We start from the raw sequence: 17,197 nt of genomic DNA, 5'->3' as shown, positions 1-17,197 counted from the left end.
GGGGTGCGATGTTCGAACGCGAGCGGGACGAGGGCGGGGACGGGCACGGGATTCATGGCAACCTCCTGCGGTCGGTGCAGTGACTCGGTGCCAGAAGAACGTGCCTGATCAACATGCCGTCACGGGTGCGGACGGGCGAACCGCCGGACGAAAGTTCGAGGATGCGGGTGCCGCCCTAGGGGCCGCTGGGAGGTGTGGTCACGATCCGGTGTTCGACCGGCGGTACAGCGGGCCGTCACCTGATCGAGGGATTGCCGGACAGCACTGAACCGTCCCGGTGGCGCGGGGGATTGGCCACCGGGACGGTGTATCGGGCGGGCTCCTCAGCCGCGCGGTGCGGTCAGGCCGGGGCGCCGACCGGGAGGTCCGACGCGTCGTCGGGGCGCACCTCGCCGTCCTCGTCGATGTCCGGGGGGATCGTCGACAGGGCGCTGGCGTGCAGGTCCTTCGTGCGGAGCATCGTGAAGCCGATGACGGCGGCGACGAAGCCGAGGATCGCGCTGAGGGTCATGGCTCCGTGGAAGGCGTTCATGAACGCGTCCTGTCCGGCGGCCAGTACCTTCTCGCGCAGTGCGCCCGGGACGGCCTGGACCACGGCGTCGAGGCCACCGGCGCTGATGCCGTGCGCGGCGGTCTCCGCGGTGTCGGCGCCGAGCTGCTTGCCGACGGCCGAGGAGGTGAAGTCCTGGGACACGGTGTGCTGGAAGTAGGCGCCGATGCCGGCGATGCCGACCGCGATGCCGACCTGCTGGAACGTCTCGTTGATCCCGGACGCGACACCGGACTTGGCCGGTTCGGCGACCCCGATGGCCAGGGCGGCGCGGGCCGGGTTGAAGGCGCCCATGCCGAAGCCGGAGATGACCAGCGCCGGGACGAGCACGGTCCAGGACGAGTCCGCCTCGGTGAGGTTCAGGCACAGGATGCCGATGGCCATCACCAGGGTCGAACCGCCCAGCAGGATCCGGAAGGGGACCTTGCCGATGAGGCCGCCGCCGAGGGCACCGGCCACGAACATCGCACCGGTCAGCGGCAGGAACCGCAGACCTGTCCCCCACGCGTCGACGTGCAGCATGTTCTCCAGGTAGCTGGTCTCGAAGAACACCGAGGGCAGGGCGCCCGCGTTGCCGATCATCGCGACGAGGGAGATGCCGACGAAGGTGGGGCTGCGGAAGAACGCCGGGTCGATCAGGGCGCGTTCACCGAGGCGGCGCTCGATGGCGACGAAGACGACCAGGAAGAGGACGCTCGCCGCGTAGAGGCCGAGCGTGTTGGCGCTGGTCCAACCCTCCACCGGGCCACGGATGGTGGCGTAGACGAGGGCGCCGAGCGCGAGGCTGAAGGTGCCGAGGCCGGCCCAGTCGGTGGGGTGGGCCCGCGTGTTGAGGGACTCGCGGACGCGCAGCGCGCCGATGAGGATGGCGAGCACGCCGACCGGCACGTTGATGTAGAAGATCCAGCGCCAGGACAGCGCGTTGATCAGCGAGCCGCCGATGAGCGGGCCGGTGGCGACGGCGAGACCGACGGCGGCGCCGAACGCGGTGAACGCGGTGGCCCGTTCCTTGCCGTGGAACTCATGGCTGAGCATCGCGGGACCGACCGCGAACATGATGGCGGCGCCGACTCCCTGGATGGCCCGGAACCAGCTCAACTCCCCTGCGCCGTCGGCCAGTCCGCAGGCCAGGGACGCGGCGGTGAAGATGGCGAAGCCGACCTGGAAGACCTTCTTGCGGCCGATCCGGTCGGCGAGCGAGCCCGCCGCGACGAGGAAGATCGCCAGCGTGAGGGCGTAGGCGTCGAACACCCACTGCAGGTCGGCGAAGCTGCTGCCCAGGCTCTTGTGGATCTGCGGCAGCGCGATGGAGACCACGCTCAGGTCGAGCATCAGCATGAACGAGCCCAACGCGACGATCCCGAGTGTCCACCACCTAGTGGGAGATGGTGCGCGTTCTGCGGACATGCGGGGACCTTCCAATCAACAGGAACTTTGGACCTTGGGATCTCTAGATGATGGAAATCTAGATGATTGGAAAGCCGTGAGTCAATGCCGTCACGACCGGCGCGGCGAACTCGGTCACCCGGAGTGACGATCTCCGGGTACGACAGAGCCCGCGGCACCTGTCGGCACCACGGGCTCGGGCGAGTTCGAGGATGTTCTACGTCAACTCGCGGACGCACTGCGTCAGTTGGCGAGCGTTTTGCGTCAACTCACGGCCGTTCCCGGCCAGTTCGAGGACGGCTCATGTCAGTCCGAGCAGACCGACGCGGGCCAGCGGCCGGCCATCAGCGTGCCGAGCATCTTGCGCAGCACCCCGCGCTCGCCCTCGGAGAGGGCGCCGAAGAACGCCGACTCGACCTCCGTGGCCACCCGGTCCGCCGTCGCGAGCGCCTCGCGGCCGGCCTCGGTGAGGATCAGGTTGTAGCGGCGCCGGTCGGCGGGGTTGCGGCGGCGCTCCACGTGCGCGTTGCGCTCCATCTCGTCAATCACCGTCACGACCGTGGTCGGATCGAGGTTGAGCAGCCGGCTCAGGTCCTGCTGGGAGAGCTCGGGCCCGCCGGCCAGCGCGGCCAGCACGAAGAAGTAGCGGATGCGCATACCGACCGCGCCCAGCGCCTTCTCCACGTCCTCCACCAGCACCAACCCCGCTTTGTGGAGCAGATAGCCGGGGCGCTCGGCGATGAGGAAGTCCTCCCGGGGGGACACCCCGTACTGCTCCGTGCCACCTGTGCGCACCATGAGCCGACTCCTTCGATCGTCGCAATCTCCACCATCGAAGATACAACGTTCTACGGCCACGACACCCCCCTCCGCCAGGGAAATCGCCGGACCCCGGCCCCTCCACGACACCCCCGGGGTCACACGGAGTTCATTATTCCGCCGTCCGTGACAACCCCCCGGACGGTTATCCCCACGCAAAATCCAGCGGAATACGATCCTCCGCATACCGCGAAATGGAACGGGTGATTCTCCGGAGATCATCGAGGTCAGCCACTCGATGATCGATCACAGGACCAAACGTTCGACTGGGGAATGAGAAACGCCGGGTGACCTGAGTCACGTGGCACCAAGTAGCGCGCCTGCTACGCTCTCGAAGCACCTGGCCAGAACATTGCAATCGGTGACCGGGCAGCACACGGGGAAGAACACGGGGACGAAACCGCGCTTCGCGCAACGGGGGTTTCAAAATGGTTCAAAGCTCCATCAGCTGTTGTATCGGACAACGCTGACGACGAGGAACCCGCGCCCATCGGCGCTGGTCAGACACAGGTGAACTGACTCTTTCGCACAGTGCTGCGCTTTTTCAGCAGCGCGCGGTGCGCTCCTTTCGCCTGCATTCTCCAACGCGACGTGTATTCATGCGCCACATTCGCACGTCCGCTTTCAGGTCCGTCTATCGGGCACGGCTGTGTCATTGTGCCGCTGCCCTCTCAGGCATGGAATGGAAAGCTCATGGAAAGCTCAAACAAGCAGTCGAGCACTGCCCTCGCGGAGGCTCTGGAGGGCTGGCTCGGCGACCCTGAAGTGGAATCCAACGCCCTGTCCTTCGCCGGGGCGCTGGCGCTCGACGAGCGCGACGAACTCCCGTCCGCCGGTATCGACCAGGTCCGCGCCTTCGGCTTCAACCGGTATTTCGTGCCCGAGCGGCTGGGCGGTGATCTCCGGGCCGCCGAGGACATCCTGATGCTGACCCGGGTGATCGCCCGCCGGGACATGAACGTCGCCGTGAGCGAGAGCACCCAGGTGTGGATGATGCTCGCGTGGATCGGCGGCGACGCCGAGCAGCAGGAGAAGTACGCGGCGACGGTCCTGCGCGGCGGGGTCGTCCCGTGCCTGGCCTACTCCGAGCCGGGGCACGGCGCCGACCTGGCCGCCAACCGCTTCACGGCCGCCCCGGACGGCGACCAGTACGTCCTGTCCGGCGAGAAGTGGCCGATCAACCGGGGCCGCACCTCCACCCACGTGGTTCTGCTGGGCACCACCGGCGACGAGCGCACCCCGGCCAAACGCCAGCAGTCCATGTTCCTGGTGGACCGCTCGCAGGTCATCTCCGGCGAGGTGACCGGCGTCCCCCGAGTCCCGACGTACGGTCTGCGCGGCTGCGACATCAGCGGCGTCGCCTTCGACGACGCCCGCGTGGACGCCACCGCCCGGCTCGGAGCCGAGGGCGAGGGCCTCGAACTGGCCCTGCGCGGACTGCTGATCACCCGCACCTTCTGCACCGGCCTCTCCCTGGGCACCGGCGACACCATGCTGCGCACGGTGGCCGGCTTCCTCTCCGACCGCATCCTCTACGACGGCCCCGCGAACGAGATCCCGTACGTCACGGAGTCCCTCGCCAACGCGTATCTGAGCCTGCTGGTCGCGGAGTGCGAGAGCCTCGTCGCGATGCGCGGACTGCACCTGTACACCGAGCAGTTCAGCATCTGGGGGAACCTCGCGAAGGTGCAGGTGGCCCGCCTCGTCGACACCAACAGCAAGGTGCTGGCCCGCACGCTGGGCGCCCGGTACTTCCTGCGCGCCGCCGAACACGTGGGCACGTTCCAGAAGATGCTCCGTGACGGCGCCGTCGTCTCGGTCTTCGACGGCAGCGAGCCGGTCTGCCTGGACTCTCTCGCGCTCCAACTCCCCGCGCTGGCCAAGGCACATGGGCACGGAGCGGACGAGGACTGGCGCCCGCTGTACGACCTTCGGGCCGAGCTGCCCGCCTTCGAACCGCACCGGGTGAGCGTCTTCGGCCGCGGCAGGGACGCCACGTTCGCCAGCCTGCCCGCGCTGATCGCCCGCCTCGCCGAGCTGGCACCGTCCGAAGGCTGCGACGAGGACCGGCTGACCGCACTGCGCGGCCAAGCCGAGGAACTGCGCCGGGAGTTGGACACGCTGCTCGCCCGCGTGACCGAGATCCGGCGCTCGACGGCCGGCCGGCCCTCGGAGCCCACCACGTCCAGCAAGTCCACCGCGCCCCGGCTGATCCGGGTGGCGGAGGAACTCTGCTCCCTGCACGCGAAGGTGGCGGCCCTCGGCGTGTGGCTGTTCAACCGGGACCACCTCGACGCCTTCTTCGCCGACGGCGAGTGGCTGCGGGCCGCGCTGGCCCGCCGCCAGGTCCACCAGTACGAGGTCGGCGACCTCGAACAGGCCACCGCCCGGCGGCTGTTCACCCGCATGAACTCGCAGCGCGCCGACAACGAGTTCTTCTCCGTCCGCCCGGTGCGCATGGCCGAGCCCGGAGCACGCGAGGCGGGCCGGGACGACGCCGAGTCCACGATCGCCGCGTGACCACCATCCCTGACCACGACCACATACCGGCCGGAAGGTATCGATCTGCGATGAACACCACCACCAGCACCCTGACGTTCGACGACGTGAAGAAGGTCCTCGTAGACGCGGTGGCCGCCGAAGCCGGCGTCGCCCCCGAGGAGTTGGCGACCGACCGGCCCTTCACCGACTACGGCCTGGACTCCATGGCCGCGCTCTCGGTGGGCATGGAGATCGAGGACGTGTGCGGTCTCGCCGACCCGCCGGTCGACCTCCTCTGGGACCACCCCACGGTGGACACCCTGGCCGAGGCCCTGTGGAAGCTGATGAACACCGAGCCCGTCTCCGCCACCGCCGCAGCGGACGGTCGGCGATGAGCACTGTGCATTCCGGGACTTCCGTGAACTCTGTGAACTCTGTGAACGCCCAGCAGGCCGGCCTCTGGTTCATCCACGAGACCGATCCCGGGTGCTCCGCCTACCACATCGTGTTCGGCGCGGAGGTCACCGCCGACCCTCAACTCGGCGTACAGCTACGGGAGATACTCGCCGACCTGGCCCGTGAGCACGACGCTCTCCGGGTCGGTTTCCGCGCCGGTCCGGAGGGTCCGGAGCAGTTCGTGCGGGACGCCGTACCGCTGGACATCCGCCGTACCGACGCACGGGAGTTGAGCCCGGAGGCGCTGCGGGACCTCGTCCGCACGGACAGCCGCAGCCCCTTCGACCTGTCCCGACCCCCGCTGTGGCGCGTGCACTTGTACCGCACCGGTGAGCGCACCTGGGTGTTCACCGTCGTGATGCACCACATCGCGGCCGACTTCTGGTCGCTGGCCCTGCTGCTCTCCGAGGTGCGCAGCCGCCTGGAGGGCACACCGAACCGATTCACGCTCGACGGCGACGCCTTCGCCGCGTACGCCGAACGCCAACAGGCCTTCCTCACCGGCGAGAACGCGCGAACGCTGCTCGACGGCGAGGCGAAGCGGCTGGCGGACATACCGCCCGCGCTGGATCTGTACGGCGACCGGACGCGTCCGCCGGTGCCGTCCTACGACGGCGGTTCGGCGCCGTTCGCGCTGTCCGTCTCCGCGACGGAGGCGGTACGGCGGCTGGCCCGGGAGACCTCGTCGACGCCGTACACGGTGCTGCTGTCCGCGTACTTCGTGCTGCTGAGCCGGTTGAGCGGGCAGTCGGAGATCGTGGTCGGCACCCCGACCTCGGGGCGGCTGCACCGGCAGTTCCGGGACGCGCTCGGCAACTTCGTGAACACCGTGGTCGTACGGGGCGAGGTGGACGAGGAGTTGACGTACCGTCAGTCGCTGGCGGCCTCGCGCGAGCGGGTGTCGGAGGCGATGCGGGCGCAGGAGCTGCCGTTCCCTTGGCTGGTACGGGAGTTGGCGCCGCCGCGCGACCCGAGCCGGACGCCGCTGTACCAGGCCGGTTTCGCGTGGGACCGGCTGCCGTTCCTGAACGACATGGACGCGTTCTTCCTGCTGGAGCCGGGCCCCGGCGCCGAGTTGGGGATCGCGGGCGCGACCCTGCGGCCGTATCCGCTGCCGCAGCAGGAGGGTCAGACCGATCTGTGGGTCGAGATGGGCGCGGAGCGCGACGGCGCCTTCGCGGGGGTGCTGCGCTACAACACCGACATCTTCGGGGCCGGCACGGCACGGGAGCTGGCGGCCACGTTCGTCACCACGGTGGAGACCCTGGTCGACCGCCCGGACGAACCGTTGCGCGAGCTGGCGCGCGGCGACGAACGGCAGCGGGCGCGGCTCACCGAGTGGGGTTCGGGACCCGAACGCGCCCTGCCCGCGGCCCGGTTGCCGGAACTCTTCCGTGAGCAGGCGCGGCGCACACCCGACGCGGTCGCGCTGGTCGCGGGCGGCGAGGAGTGGAGCTACGGCCGTCTGCTCACGTCGGTCGAGGAGACCGCGGCGGCGCTGCGGGCGGCCGGGATCGCCCCGGGCGACCGGGTCGCGGTGATGGTGGACCGCGGCGCGCCGCTGGTGGCCGCGCTGCTGGGGGTGCTGGAGGCCGGGGCGGCGTATGTGCCGCTGGACCCCAACCTGCCGGTGGAGCGGCTGACTTACATGGCCGAGGACTCCCGGGCCCGGCTGCTGCTGAGCCAGTCCGGCCTGCGGGAGAGCTGGCTGCCGGGGCTTCCGGTGCTGGGTCTGGACGACCTCGGGGCCGGGGTGCTGCGCGGCGGGGCGGACGCCGGGAGCGACAACACCACGGCCTCCGCCTCCGCGGACCCGGCCACCGGCCCCTCCGACCTGGCGTACATCCTCTACACCTCGGGTTCCACCGGCCGCCCCAAGGGCGTGGCGATCCCCCATCACGCGCTGACGAACCTGCTGCTCTCGATGCGGGAGACCACCGGGTTCGGCGCCTCGGACAGTCTCCTCGCCGTCACCACCATCTCCTTCGACATCGCCGGACTGGAGCTGTACCTGCCCCTGCTGACCGGCGGCCGGGTCGTCGTGTGCGACAGCGCCACGGCCGCCGACGGTGCCGCTCTCGCGGTGCGGATCGAGGAGTGCGGTGCCACCTGGATGCAGGCGACGCCGACCTCGTGGCGGATGCTGCGCGACGCCGGCTGGACGGGCGCACCGCGGCTGAACGTGTTGTGCGGCGGTGAGGAACTCCCCCTGGATCTGGCCGAGTTCCTGTCCTCGCGGGTCGCGAGTCTGCGCAACGTCTACGGCCCGACCGAGACGACCATCTGGTCCACCGCCGGTGTCGTGGAGCCCGCGTCGGGCATCGACATCGGCGCGCCCCTCGACAACACGCAGCTGTACGTCCTCGATCCGCAGGGCCGTGCCGTGGAGCCGAGTTTCCCGGGTGAGCTGTGGATCGGCGGGGAGGGTCTGGCCGTCGGGTACTGGGACCGGCCGGAGTTGACGGAGGAGCGGTTCGTGACCGGGCTGCCGGCCGCGCCGGAGCGGCGGCTGTACCGCACCGGTGACCGGGCGCGCTGGAGCAGCGAGGGGCGGCTGCTGCACCACGGGCGCCTGGACAACCAGGTCAAGCTGCGCGGCTACCGGATCGAACTCTCCGAGGTCGAGACGGTTCTGGAAGCGGTCGAGGGCGTTTCCACCGCCGTGGTCGTGGTCCGCGACGATCGGCTTGTCGCCTATCTGCTCGCGGAGAACGGCGCCGAGTTGAGGCCGTCCGACGTCCGCTCGGCGGCCGGGGTGTCCCTGCCGCCGTACATGGTGCCGGGCATCGTGATGGTGCTGGACGAGCTGCCGTTGACGGCGAACAAGAAGATCGACCGCAATCGGCTGCCGGAGCCCGTGGTCTCCTCGGACGCGGGGTTCGAGAAGCCGCGTGACGCCACCGAGATCACCCTCGCGCGGATGTGGACGGAGATCCTGGGGGTGTCCCAAGTCGGCGTCCACGACCACTTCTTCGACGTGGGCGGCCACTCGCTGCTGGCCGTCCGGCTCAGTTCGGCGATCCGTGCCGAGTGGGACGTGGAGATCCCGATCTCGGTCATGCTCGGCCGGCAGGGCACCGTCGCCGAACTCGCCGCGATCGTCAGGTCCGGCGGCCAGGAGACCGCGCGCGGCCCGCTCGTCGTCCTGCGCGAGGGCGAGCCGGAGCGGCGCCCGGTGTTCCTGTTCCATCCCTTCGGCGGCACCGTCTTCTGCTACGTCGAGCTGACCCGTCATCTCCCGCCCGGCAGGCCGGTGTCGGCGATCGAGGCACCCGGCATCCAGAACGAGGGCGAGGCCGAGATCAGCGTGGAGGCCATGGCCACCCGCTACATCGACCTCCTGCGGGAGGTACAGCCCAACGGGCCTTACGCGCTGGGCGGTTGGTGCTTCGGCGGGGTCATCGCCTATGAGGTCGCCGGTCAACTGCGCGCGCTCGGCGAGGAGATCGAGTTCATCGTCGGCATCGACAGCCGGGCGCCGGTCGAGGCCAACATCCCGGAGTCCGCGGACGACTCGACGATCCTGTCCTGGTTCGCCCGCGACCTCGCCGTACCCGCCGGAAAGACGCTGGACATCCCGGCGGACGAACTGCGCGCCCTCGGCGGCGACGCGGCCTTCGACCACATCCTCCAACAGGCCGCCGCGATAGGCGTCCTGGCGGAGGACGCGGACCGCGCGACGATCCTGCGCTACTTCGAGGCCTACCTCGCCAACGGCATCGCCCTGCAGACCTACCTCCCCGAACCGGCCGACCTGGACCTCGTGCTGCTCCGCGCGGCCGACGAACAGGCCGACTACGGACCGAAGTTGGGCTGGGAGGCCCTGATCAAGGGCGAGTTGCACGTCATCGACGTCGCCGGGGACCACAACTCCGTGATGTACCCGCCGTACGCGGAACTGGCGGCCCGCGCGATCGCTCCCCACATGGAAGGACCCACCGACGATGACCAAGACTGAGCAGGTCACAGCCGAGTACGCGTTCCACCTCCCGGTGCCGCCCGACGAGGCGTTCGCCCTGATCGCCGACCCCGTCCAGGACCCGGTCTGGCAGGCGGCCTGCGTGGACGTGACGCTGCTGAACGGCCCGGCACGGCCCGGCGGGCAGTACGAGATCACGTTCCAGCTGATCGGCAAGCGGATGCAGTTCACCGTGGAGATCAGCGAGTTCGAGCCCGGCCGGCGCTCCAGGTTCCACACCCTCGACGGGCCGTTCGGCTACGTCGGCACCTACGAGTTCGTCGCACGCGAGGACGGCACCACCACCGTGCACTGGACGTTCGAGGTGGACCCCGGGGACTACTTCGGGATCATGCCGAAGTCCCTGCTGCGCAAGGTGCTCGTCAACTCGGTCAAGAAGGACTCCGGAAAGCTCGCCGCACAGCTCGGACAGGGAGCGCGCAACCGATGAAGAACCGCCAGGAAGAGAACAACAAGGTCGTCGTCACCGGGCTCGGCGAGACCACCCCGCTCGGCGGGACCGTCGCCGCCACCTGGGACGCGATGCTGCGCGGCGAGAGCGGACTGAGTCTGCTGGAGGACGAGTCGTGGGCCAAGGACCTGCCGCCGCTGCTCGGCGGACGCGCAAAGGTCGACCCCGGTACGGGACTTGAGCACCAGCAGCGCCGACGCCTCAGCCGTTCCGCCCAGTTCGCGGTGACGGCGGCGGCGGAGGCCTGGGCCGACGCCGGCCTCGACGACAGCACCGCGATCCCGAGCCGGGTGGCCGTGGCCGTCTCGGCCGCCCTGGGCGACATGACCTCGATCATCGACGGCTGGGAGATCCTGAAGACACGGGGCTGGCGGCGCGTCCCGCCCATGACCGTCCCGATGTCCATGGGCAACGGCTCGGCGGCGGCCGTGGCGCTGCTGGTGAACGCGCGCCTCGGCGTGCACGCCACCGTCAACGCCTGCTCCTCCGGCACCCAAGCCCTGGTCACAGCGGCCGAGTTGATCCGGCGCGGGGAGGCCGACGTCGTGGTCGCGGGCGGCGCGGAGGCCCCGCTGCACCCCATGGTCCTGTCCTCGTTCGCGGCCATGCGCGCGCTCTCGCAGCGCTTCGACGACCCCGCGTCCGCCTGCCGCCCCTACGACGCGGACCGCGACGGCATGGTCCTCGGCGAGGGCGCCGGCATCCTCGTACTCGAATCGGAACGGCACGCACGCGAGCGCGGCGCCCGGATCTACGCCGAACTGGCGGGAGTCGGCATCACCTCGGACGCGTACCACATGGTCCAGCCCGAGCCGAACGGCACCGGCACCGCCGCGGCCGTCCGCGCCTCCCTCGCCGACGCGGGCGTAACCCCGGCGGACGTCGCCCACTTCAACGCCAACGGCACCGCGACCGCACCCGGCGACGCGGCGGAGGCGCGCGCGGTGATGACGGTGTTCGGCGACGCGGACGGAGACGCCACCCAGGGTCCGGCCGTGTCCGCCAACAAGTCGATGACCGGGCACAGCCTCGGCGCGGCCGGCGCGATCGAGTCGATCATCACCGTCCTCGCCCTGCACCACGGCCTGGTACCGCCGACCCGCAACTTCACCCGCCTCGACGAGGGACTCTCCGTCGACATCGTGCACGGCGGCCCGCTCAAGCTGGGCCCCGAGCAGATCGTCGCGGTGAAGAACTCGGCAGGGTTCGGCGGCCACAACGTGGCCCTCACCTTCCGCGCCGAGAAGGGCAAGTGACGTGATGTCAACTCTGGAGGCCACAAAGGCCGTTCGCGCTACGACGGCCCCCGCCCCGGCCGCTCGCACCGCGCACCGGCACGCCTCCCTCACCGTCCGGGGCAAGGACCGGCCCGGCATCGTCGCGGCGGTCGGCGCGGTGCTCGGTGAGCACGGCGCGAACATCGTCTCCCTCGACCAGTACTCGGACAATCCGCAGGGCGGCGCGTTCTTCCAGCGGACGGTGTTCGGCCTGGACCACCTCGGGGCGGCGCTGCCCGCGATCGAGGACGGACTGCGCCAACGGCTCGCCGGGGACTTCGAGTTGGAGTTCACCCTGCGGGACCTGTCGGTGCCGAAGCGGGTGGCGATCTTCGCCTCGAAGTCCGACCACTGTCTGCTGGACCTGCTGTGGCGGCACCGGCGCGGTCAACTCCCCGTCACCATCGCGATGGTGATCTCCAACCACCCGGACACGGCGGAGGAGGTCCGGTCGTTCGGGATCCCGTTCTTCCACGTGCCATCGGCAGGTGCTGACAAGTCGGCTGCGGAGGCCGAGCAGTTGAGGCTGCTGCGGGGCAACGTCGACTTCGTCGTGCTGGCCCGCTACATGCAGATCCTGTCGGCGGACTTCATCGAGCGACTGGACGTGCCGATCATCAACATCCACCACTCCTTCCTGCCGGCGTTCATCGGCGCGGGCCCCTACGCCAAGGCGAAGGAACGCGGCGTGAAACTCGTCGGCGCCACGGCCCACTACGTCACCGAGAACCTGGACGAGGGCCCGATCATCGAGCAGGACGTGGTCCGGGTCAGCCACGCGGACACCGCCGCCGATCTGCAACGACGCGGCGCGGACGTCGAACGGGCGGTACTCACCCGGGCGGTGCACTGGCACGGCGAGGACCGCGTGCTCCGGCACGGCAACCACACGATCGTCTTCGCATGAGCCGGCTCAGAGATGTGGACGTGCTCGTGACCGGCCTGGGCGCCATCACCCCGCTCGGCGCTACGGCACCCGAATCATGGCAGGGGCTCCTCGACGGACGCTCCGGCGTGCGCGCCCTTCATGACGAACACGGCTCCTGGCCCGACGAGTTACCGGTGCGGATCGCGGGCTCGGTGTCCGCGGACCCGGTCGAGATCCTCGGCCGGGTGCAGGCCCGCAAGCTGGACAGGGGTGAGCAACTGGCCGTAGCGGCGGCCCGGGAGGCCTTCCAGGACGCGGGCCGCCCTCCGGTCGAACCCGAACGACTCGCCGTGGTCGTCGGCACCGGCATCGGCGGCGTCCTGAGCACGCTCGGCCAGAACGACGTCTACGAGCGGTCGGGCATGCGGAAGTTGTCCTCGTACGCCGTCCCGATGCTGATGCCGAACGGCCCGGCGGCCTGGGTCAGCATCGACCTCGGCGCGCGGGCGGGCGCCCGTGCCCCGGTCAGCGCGTGTGCCTCGGGCGCCGAATCCATCGCCCTGGCACTGGACTTGATCCGTCTCGGGCGCGCCGATGTCGTGGTGGCCGGGGGCACCGAGGCGAGTCTGCATCCGCTGATGGTCGCCGCGTTCGCGCAGATGAAGGCGCTCTCGCGGCAGGAGGGCGACCCGGCCGCCGTGTCCCGGCCGTTCGACGCCGGCCGCTCCGGGTTCGTGATCGCCGAGGGCGCGGCCGTACTGGTCCTGGAACGCGCCGAGTTCGCCCGCGCCCGGGGTGCCCACGTCTACGGCGCGGTGGCCGGCGCGGCCGTCACCTCCAGCGCCCTGCACATCTCGGCGTCCGACACCGAGGGGCAGGTCCGCGCGATCCGAACGGCCCTGCGGGACGCGGAGTTGGAGCCCTCCGACATCGGCCATGTGCACGCCCACGCCACCTCCACTCCCGGCGGCGACCTCGCGGAGGCCGACGCGGTGACGAAGGCGCTGGGCACGCACCCGGTGGTGACCGCGACCAAGTCGATGACGGGCCACATGCTGGGCGCGTCGGGGGCGTTCGGCGCGATGTCCGCCCTCCTCGCCCTCCAGCACGGGGTCGTCCCGGCCACCCGCAACCTCGACACACTCGACCCGGAGATCCACCTGGACGTGGTCAACGGCGGGAACCGCAAGGGCAGTTGGGACGCGGCCCTCGCCAACTCCTTCGGCTTCGGCGGCCACAACGTCAGCCTGGTCCTGAAACGGACGCCATGAGCGAGCAGCGGGAGCAGAGGAACGTGATGCCGACGATCGGCGTCCTGGGCACGGGCGGCATCGCCGTCACACTCGCGACGATGTTCGCCCGTGCCGGACACGAGGTACGGCTCGACGGGCGCCACGACGACGTCGTGGCGCAGTCCTCGATCGTGATCCCCGCCGCCCTCGGCGTGCCAGGAGCGGTGCAGCAGCTCCGCCCCTGGCGCGCCGGGCTGCGCGGAAAGATCCTGGTGGACATCACCAACCCGTTCACCGGCGGCCACGTCGACTTCGTGGGCCCCTGGGCGACCGGCGGCACCACGGATCTGGCCGCCGCGTTCCCGGAGGCCCGGCTGGTCGGCGCCTTCAAGAACGTCTGGTGGGAGACGTTCACCGGCACCGCCGACCCGTCCGTCCCCGACATCCACGTGATCTCCGACGACCTGGAGGCGAAACGGACCTTCCTGGACGTGTGCACACCGACCCTCTTCACCTACACCGACGCCGGCGGCCTGGACCAGGCCCGCCGCGTGGAACGGATGGCGTTGCGCGGGGTGGGCTCTGCGGGGGTGCTCGCGGCCTGAACCGGTGGAATCCGGCCCTTCGAGGACTGGAGTACCGTGGCATTACCGAGCGCACCTCGCACGCCGTCAGCCGTTTCGGCGTCGCCCTCGGGGAACGGCAACGCCGGAGCGCTACGTGTCCGGCCGGAAATGAGCCGCCCCACATGAGCCTGATGAGTCTCGGAGTACTGCACTCCTCCCGCAAGGAGAACGAGTTCCGTCTGCCGCTGCACCCCCGCCACCTCGACCGGATCGACCCGGACCTACGAGAGCGGATCTTCCTCGAAGAGGGCTACGGCGAACGGTTCGGCATCGCCGACAAGGCGCTGCGCCCCCTCGTCGCCGGCCTCCGTTCGCGTGAGCGACTGGTCGCCGAGTGCGACATCATGCTGCTGCCCAAGCCCATGCACGAGGACCTCGCCGAGCTGCGCGAGGGCCAGGTGCTGTGGGGCTGGCCGCACTGTGTGCAGGACGAGAAGACGACGCAGATCGGCATCGACCGCCGGCTGACCCTGATCGCCTGGGAGGCCATGAACCACTGGACCTCCACGGGCGCCTTCAGCGTCCATGTGTTCCACAAGAACAACGAGCTGGCCGGTTACTGCTCGGTGCTGCACGCCCTGCAGCTCGGCGGGCTGACCGGGAGCTACGGCCGCCGGCTGCGCGCGGTGGTCATAAGCTTCGGCGCCACCGCACGCGGCGCGGTCACGGGCCTGGGTGCCATGGGTGTCTCCGACGTCACGGTGCTCACGCAGCGCGCGGCGGCGGCCGTGGCGTCGCCGATGCCGTCGGTCGTGATGGGGCACTTCGAGGAGCAGGAGGACGACCCGACGCGCCTCCAGGCGGTCACCGGCCTGGGGCCCGTGCCGCTCGCGCAGTACCTGGCCGGGTTCGACATTGTCGTCAACTGTGTGCTCCAGGACACCGACGCACCGCTCATGTTCGTCAACAACGAGGAACTCGCGCTGTTCCAGCCGGGGACCTTCTTCATCGACGTGGCCTGCGACGAGGGCATGGGCTTCGCGTGGGCCCGGCCGAGCGGCTTCGGCGACCCGATGTCCACGGTCGGACCGGGCTGCCACTACTACGCCGTGGACCACAGCCCGTCCCACCTGTGGAACTCCGCGACGTGGGAGATCAGCGAGGCGCTCCTGCCGTACCTGCGTACGGTCATGAGCGGACCGACCACCTGGGACGACGACGTCACCGTCCGGAAGGCCATCGAGATCCGGGACGGTGTCGTCCAGAACCCGAAGATCCTCTCCTTCCAGCACCGGTCGGCCGCCTACCCGCACAGCCCCGAGGCGCGACGGCCTGAAGGTCATGAGGCAAGGCGGCCTGACGGCAAGGCGGTTGAAGGCCCAGTGGTGGTCTAGCTCCGGTTGACCCCGGCGGCCACCGCGTGGCCGATGAAGAGATAGACGAGGGCGGGCAGGCCGTAGTTGACGACAGTCCGCCAGTCCGCCGAGTGGATGGTGAACAGGTTGTGCGACCAGCCTGAGAGCCAGTTGGCCGCGTCGTGGACCCAGTCGACCGAGTTGTTCGCGGTGTTGGCGTCGAACAGATAGAGAGCGATCCACAGGATCAGGATCAGTGCCGCGATGTCCGCGATGACGGAGATGACCGTCCCCGCGGGGCTTCCGCCGTAGCGTGTGGACATGTTCAACGGGTGGCCCGGAACGCCGAGTCGAAACCTCTCGGCGCCCGGTGCCGCCAACGGCGGGCCAGTTGGCGCTCGCCGCCGGCACCCGGCTGGTACGGCAGCCCGTAGTGCTTGAAGATCCCTTCCTCGTCCTCGGCGGGCAGCACGTCGTCCGTACCGATCGAGAGAGCCTGCTTCACCAGGGCCTTGGGATACCCGACTTTCACACAGCCCGGCCCCACGATCGCGTCGTCCAACGGCACAAAGATCACCCGATGCCGCGTGGCCAACCCGACCCGAACCGTGGCCATGACCGGGGCCAAGGCCGGGGCCAGGGCCGGTTCAACCAGCGTAGTCCTCGCCGTGGGACGCGGACAGTGATCGGGGGCTTACGGGGGGAGGCCTGAGCGGTCAGCCACCGGGCGGGGGCGGACGTAGCGGGCGCCGGAGCCAATGATCGAGGACGGCAGCCGTCCGGCAGGACGACCGGAGCGACCAGCCGCCCGGCGGGGGCAGACGGAGAAGGCGCCAAAGCTAATGGCTGAGAGCGGCGGCCTCCCGACGGGACAGCCGGAGCGGCCAAGCGCCCCGCGGGGACAGACGGAGGCGAGCACCGGAGCTGCGGGGGCCGGGCGGACACCCATCCGACGGACGCGGCCGGAACCCGATGACGAGCCGACGCGGACGGCCGCAAGCGGATGGCCGTACGACGGGGAGGCGGCGGGAGCCGACAGCCGTACGACAAGGCGGACCCGCCGGAGCGGACAGCCGTACGACAGGGCGGACGGGCGGAGCGGAGGGTCGCCCGGCGCAGCCGCACGACGGGGGAGGCGGGTCGGAGCCGGCACGATTGCCCGGTGCAGGGACGGGTGGCGGCAACCCGTCGGCCGGTGAGCCTTCGGTCGAGGGCGGGTCGAACGCGGCTTATTGCGGAGGCAGTTGATCGGTTCGCCCGGTAACGTGGCCCCATTACCCGCCCGGTGGGCCGGTCGGCGTCGTCCTCGCCCAGGAGGACACGAAAGGGAGAGATGACCATCGCCCCCGCCAGCGACCCCGCACTCGTCCGCGCACTGCTCGCCGCGCAGTTCCCGCAGTGGTCCCAACTGCCCCTGAAACACGTCGAACCCTCCGGTTCGGACCACGTCATCCACCGCCTCGGCGACACCATGTCCGTACGACTGCCCCGAAGCGACTGGGCGGACGGCGAGGCCGCCAAGGAACACACCTGGCTCCCCCTGCTGGCACCTCGACTGCCCCTGGCCGTACCGGAACCGCTCGCGCTCGGCGCGCCGGGCCGCGGTTACGCGTGGCACTGGTCCGTCACCCGCTGGCTCGACGGGACGACGGCGACCGTGGACGGCCTCGCCGATCCCGACCTGGCCGCCGCTCAACTCGCCGAGTTTCTACGGACGTTGCAGCGCATTCCCGCCGCCGACGCGCTGCAACGTCCGTAGAAACTCGGCGAGTTGAGC

General features: G+C 70.3%; 13 protein-coding genes and 1 pseudogene. 10 read left to right on the top strand and 4 right to left on the bottom strand.

The features are described 5' to 3' along the window. Positions 1 to 340: 340 nt before the first annotated feature. Positions 341 to 1,957: an MFS transporter gene (locus tag AC31A1_RS28195; RefSeq protein WP_489656015.1), complete on the bottom strand. Its 1,617-nt coding sequence runs from the start codon at positions 1,955 to 1,957 to the stop codon at positions 341 to 343. Between the two features lie 285 nt (positions 1,958 to 2,242). Then, positions 2,243 to 2,734, bottom strand: coding sequence for a MarR family winged helix-turn-helix transcriptional regulator (locus AC31A1_RS28190; protein WP_489656014.1), 492 nt, complete (start codon positions 2,732 to 2,734; stop codon positions 2,243 to 2,245). A 714-nt stretch (positions 2,735 to 3,448) separates the two neighbouring features. On the opposite strand from AC31A1_RS28190, the gene AC31A1_RS28185 reads away from it, so the two are divergent. The 9 genes from AC31A1_RS28185 to AC31A1_RS28145 all read left to right on the top strand — a co-directional run bounded on the left by AC31A1_RS28185 (position 3,449) and on the right by AC31A1_RS28145 (position 15,459). Then, positions 3,449 to 5,275 carry an acyl-CoA dehydrogenase family protein gene (locus AC31A1_RS28185; RefSeq protein WP_489656013.1) on the top strand — a complete coding sequence of 609 codons (1,827 nt, stop codon included), beginning with the start codon at positions 3,449 to 3,451 and terminating at the stop codon, positions 5,273 to 5,275. 50 nt (positions 5,276 to 5,325) lie between these two features. Continuing rightward, on the top strand, positions 5,326 to 5,631 hold the full coding sequence (locus tag AC31A1_RS28180) for an acyl carrier protein (protein WP_489656012.1): 306 nt from the start codon (positions 5,326 to 5,328) through the stop codon (positions 5,629 to 5,631). A 32-nt stretch (positions 5,632 to 5,663) separates the two neighbouring features. Further along, positions 5,664 to 9,650 carry a non-ribosomal peptide synthetase gene (locus AC31A1_RS28175; RefSeq protein ID WP_489656011.1) on the top strand — a complete coding sequence of 1,329 codons (3,987 nt, stop codon included), beginning with the start codon at positions 5,664 to 5,666 and terminating at the stop codon, positions 9,648 to 9,650. Beyond that, a complete protein-coding gene (locus AC31A1_RS28170) occupies positions 9,637 to 10,101 on the top strand; it encodes an SRPBCC family protein (protein WP_489656010.1) in 465 nt (154 codons plus the stop codon). The genes AC31A1_RS28175 and AC31A1_RS28170 overlap by 14 nt, the downstream gene beginning before the upstream one ends. Then, on the top strand, positions 10,098 to 11,378 hold the full coding sequence (locus AC31A1_RS28165) for a beta-ketoacyl-[acyl-carrier-protein] synthase family protein (RefSeq protein ID WP_489656009.1): 1,281 nt from the start codon (positions 10,098 to 10,100) through the stop codon (positions 11,376 to 11,378). Before AC31A1_RS28170 ends, AC31A1_RS28165 begins: the two co-directional genes overlap by 4 nt. Positions 11,379 to 11,382: 4 nt before the next feature. Then, a complete protein-coding gene (gene purU / locus AC31A1_RS28160; RefSeq protein WP_489656008.1) occupies positions 11,383 to 12,306 on the top strand; it encodes a formyltetrahydrofolate deformylase in 924 nt (307 codons plus the stop codon). After that, positions 12,303 to 13,538 carry a beta-ketoacyl-[acyl-carrier-protein] synthase family protein gene (locus AC31A1_RS28155; RefSeq protein ID WP_489656007.1) on the top strand — a complete coding sequence of 412 codons (1,236 nt, stop codon included), beginning with the start codon at positions 12,303 to 12,305 and terminating at the stop codon, positions 13,536 to 13,538. The genes purU and AC31A1_RS28155 overlap by 4 nt, the downstream gene beginning before the upstream one ends. After that, on the top strand, positions 13,535 to 14,104 hold the full coding sequence (locus AC31A1_RS28150) for an NADPH-dependent F420 reductase (protein WP_489656006.1): 570 nt from the start codon (positions 13,535 to 13,537) through the stop codon (positions 14,102 to 14,104). Before AC31A1_RS28155 ends, AC31A1_RS28150 begins: the two co-directional genes overlap by 4 nt. Positions 14,105 to 14,247: 143 nt before the next feature. Next, entirely contained in the window at positions 14,248 to 15,459 is a 1,212-nt protein-coding gene (locus tag AC31A1_RS28145; RefSeq protein ID WP_489656005.1) for a N(5)-(carboxyethyl)ornithine synthase, read from the top strand. Here AC31A1_RS28145 and AC31A1_RS28140 read toward each other — a convergent pair. Together AC31A1_RS28140 and AC31A1_RS28135 are read right to left on the bottom strand one after the other, a co-directional pair. Beyond that, on the bottom strand, positions 15,456 to 15,743 hold the full coding sequence (locus tag AC31A1_RS28140) for a hypothetical protein (RefSeq protein WP_489656004.1): 288 nt from the start codon (positions 15,741 to 15,743) through the stop codon (positions 15,456 to 15,458). The genes AC31A1_RS28145 and AC31A1_RS28140 overlap by 4 nt on opposite strands. Positions 15,744 to 15,745: 2 nt before the next feature. Next, a pseudogene (locus tag AC31A1_RS28135) lies at positions 15,746 to 16,042 on the bottom strand (hypothetical protein); the annotation flags it as partial. Positions 16,043 to 16,753: 711 nt separating this feature from the next. Here AC31A1_RS28135 and AC31A1_RS28130 point away from each other — a divergent pair. Further along, on the top strand, positions 16,754 to 17,179 hold the full coding sequence (locus tag AC31A1_RS28130; protein ID WP_489656003.1) for a phosphotransferase: 426 nt from the start codon (positions 16,754 to 16,756) through the stop codon (positions 17,177 to 17,179). The last annotated feature ends 18 nt before the right edge of the window (positions 17,180 to 17,197 follow it).

The sequence above is a fragment of the Streptomyces sp. P5F9 genome (assembly GCF_057961495.1).
The sequence above is the reverse complement of the archived record's forward strand: the minus strand, read 5'-3'. Positions and strand labels throughout refer to the sequence as shown.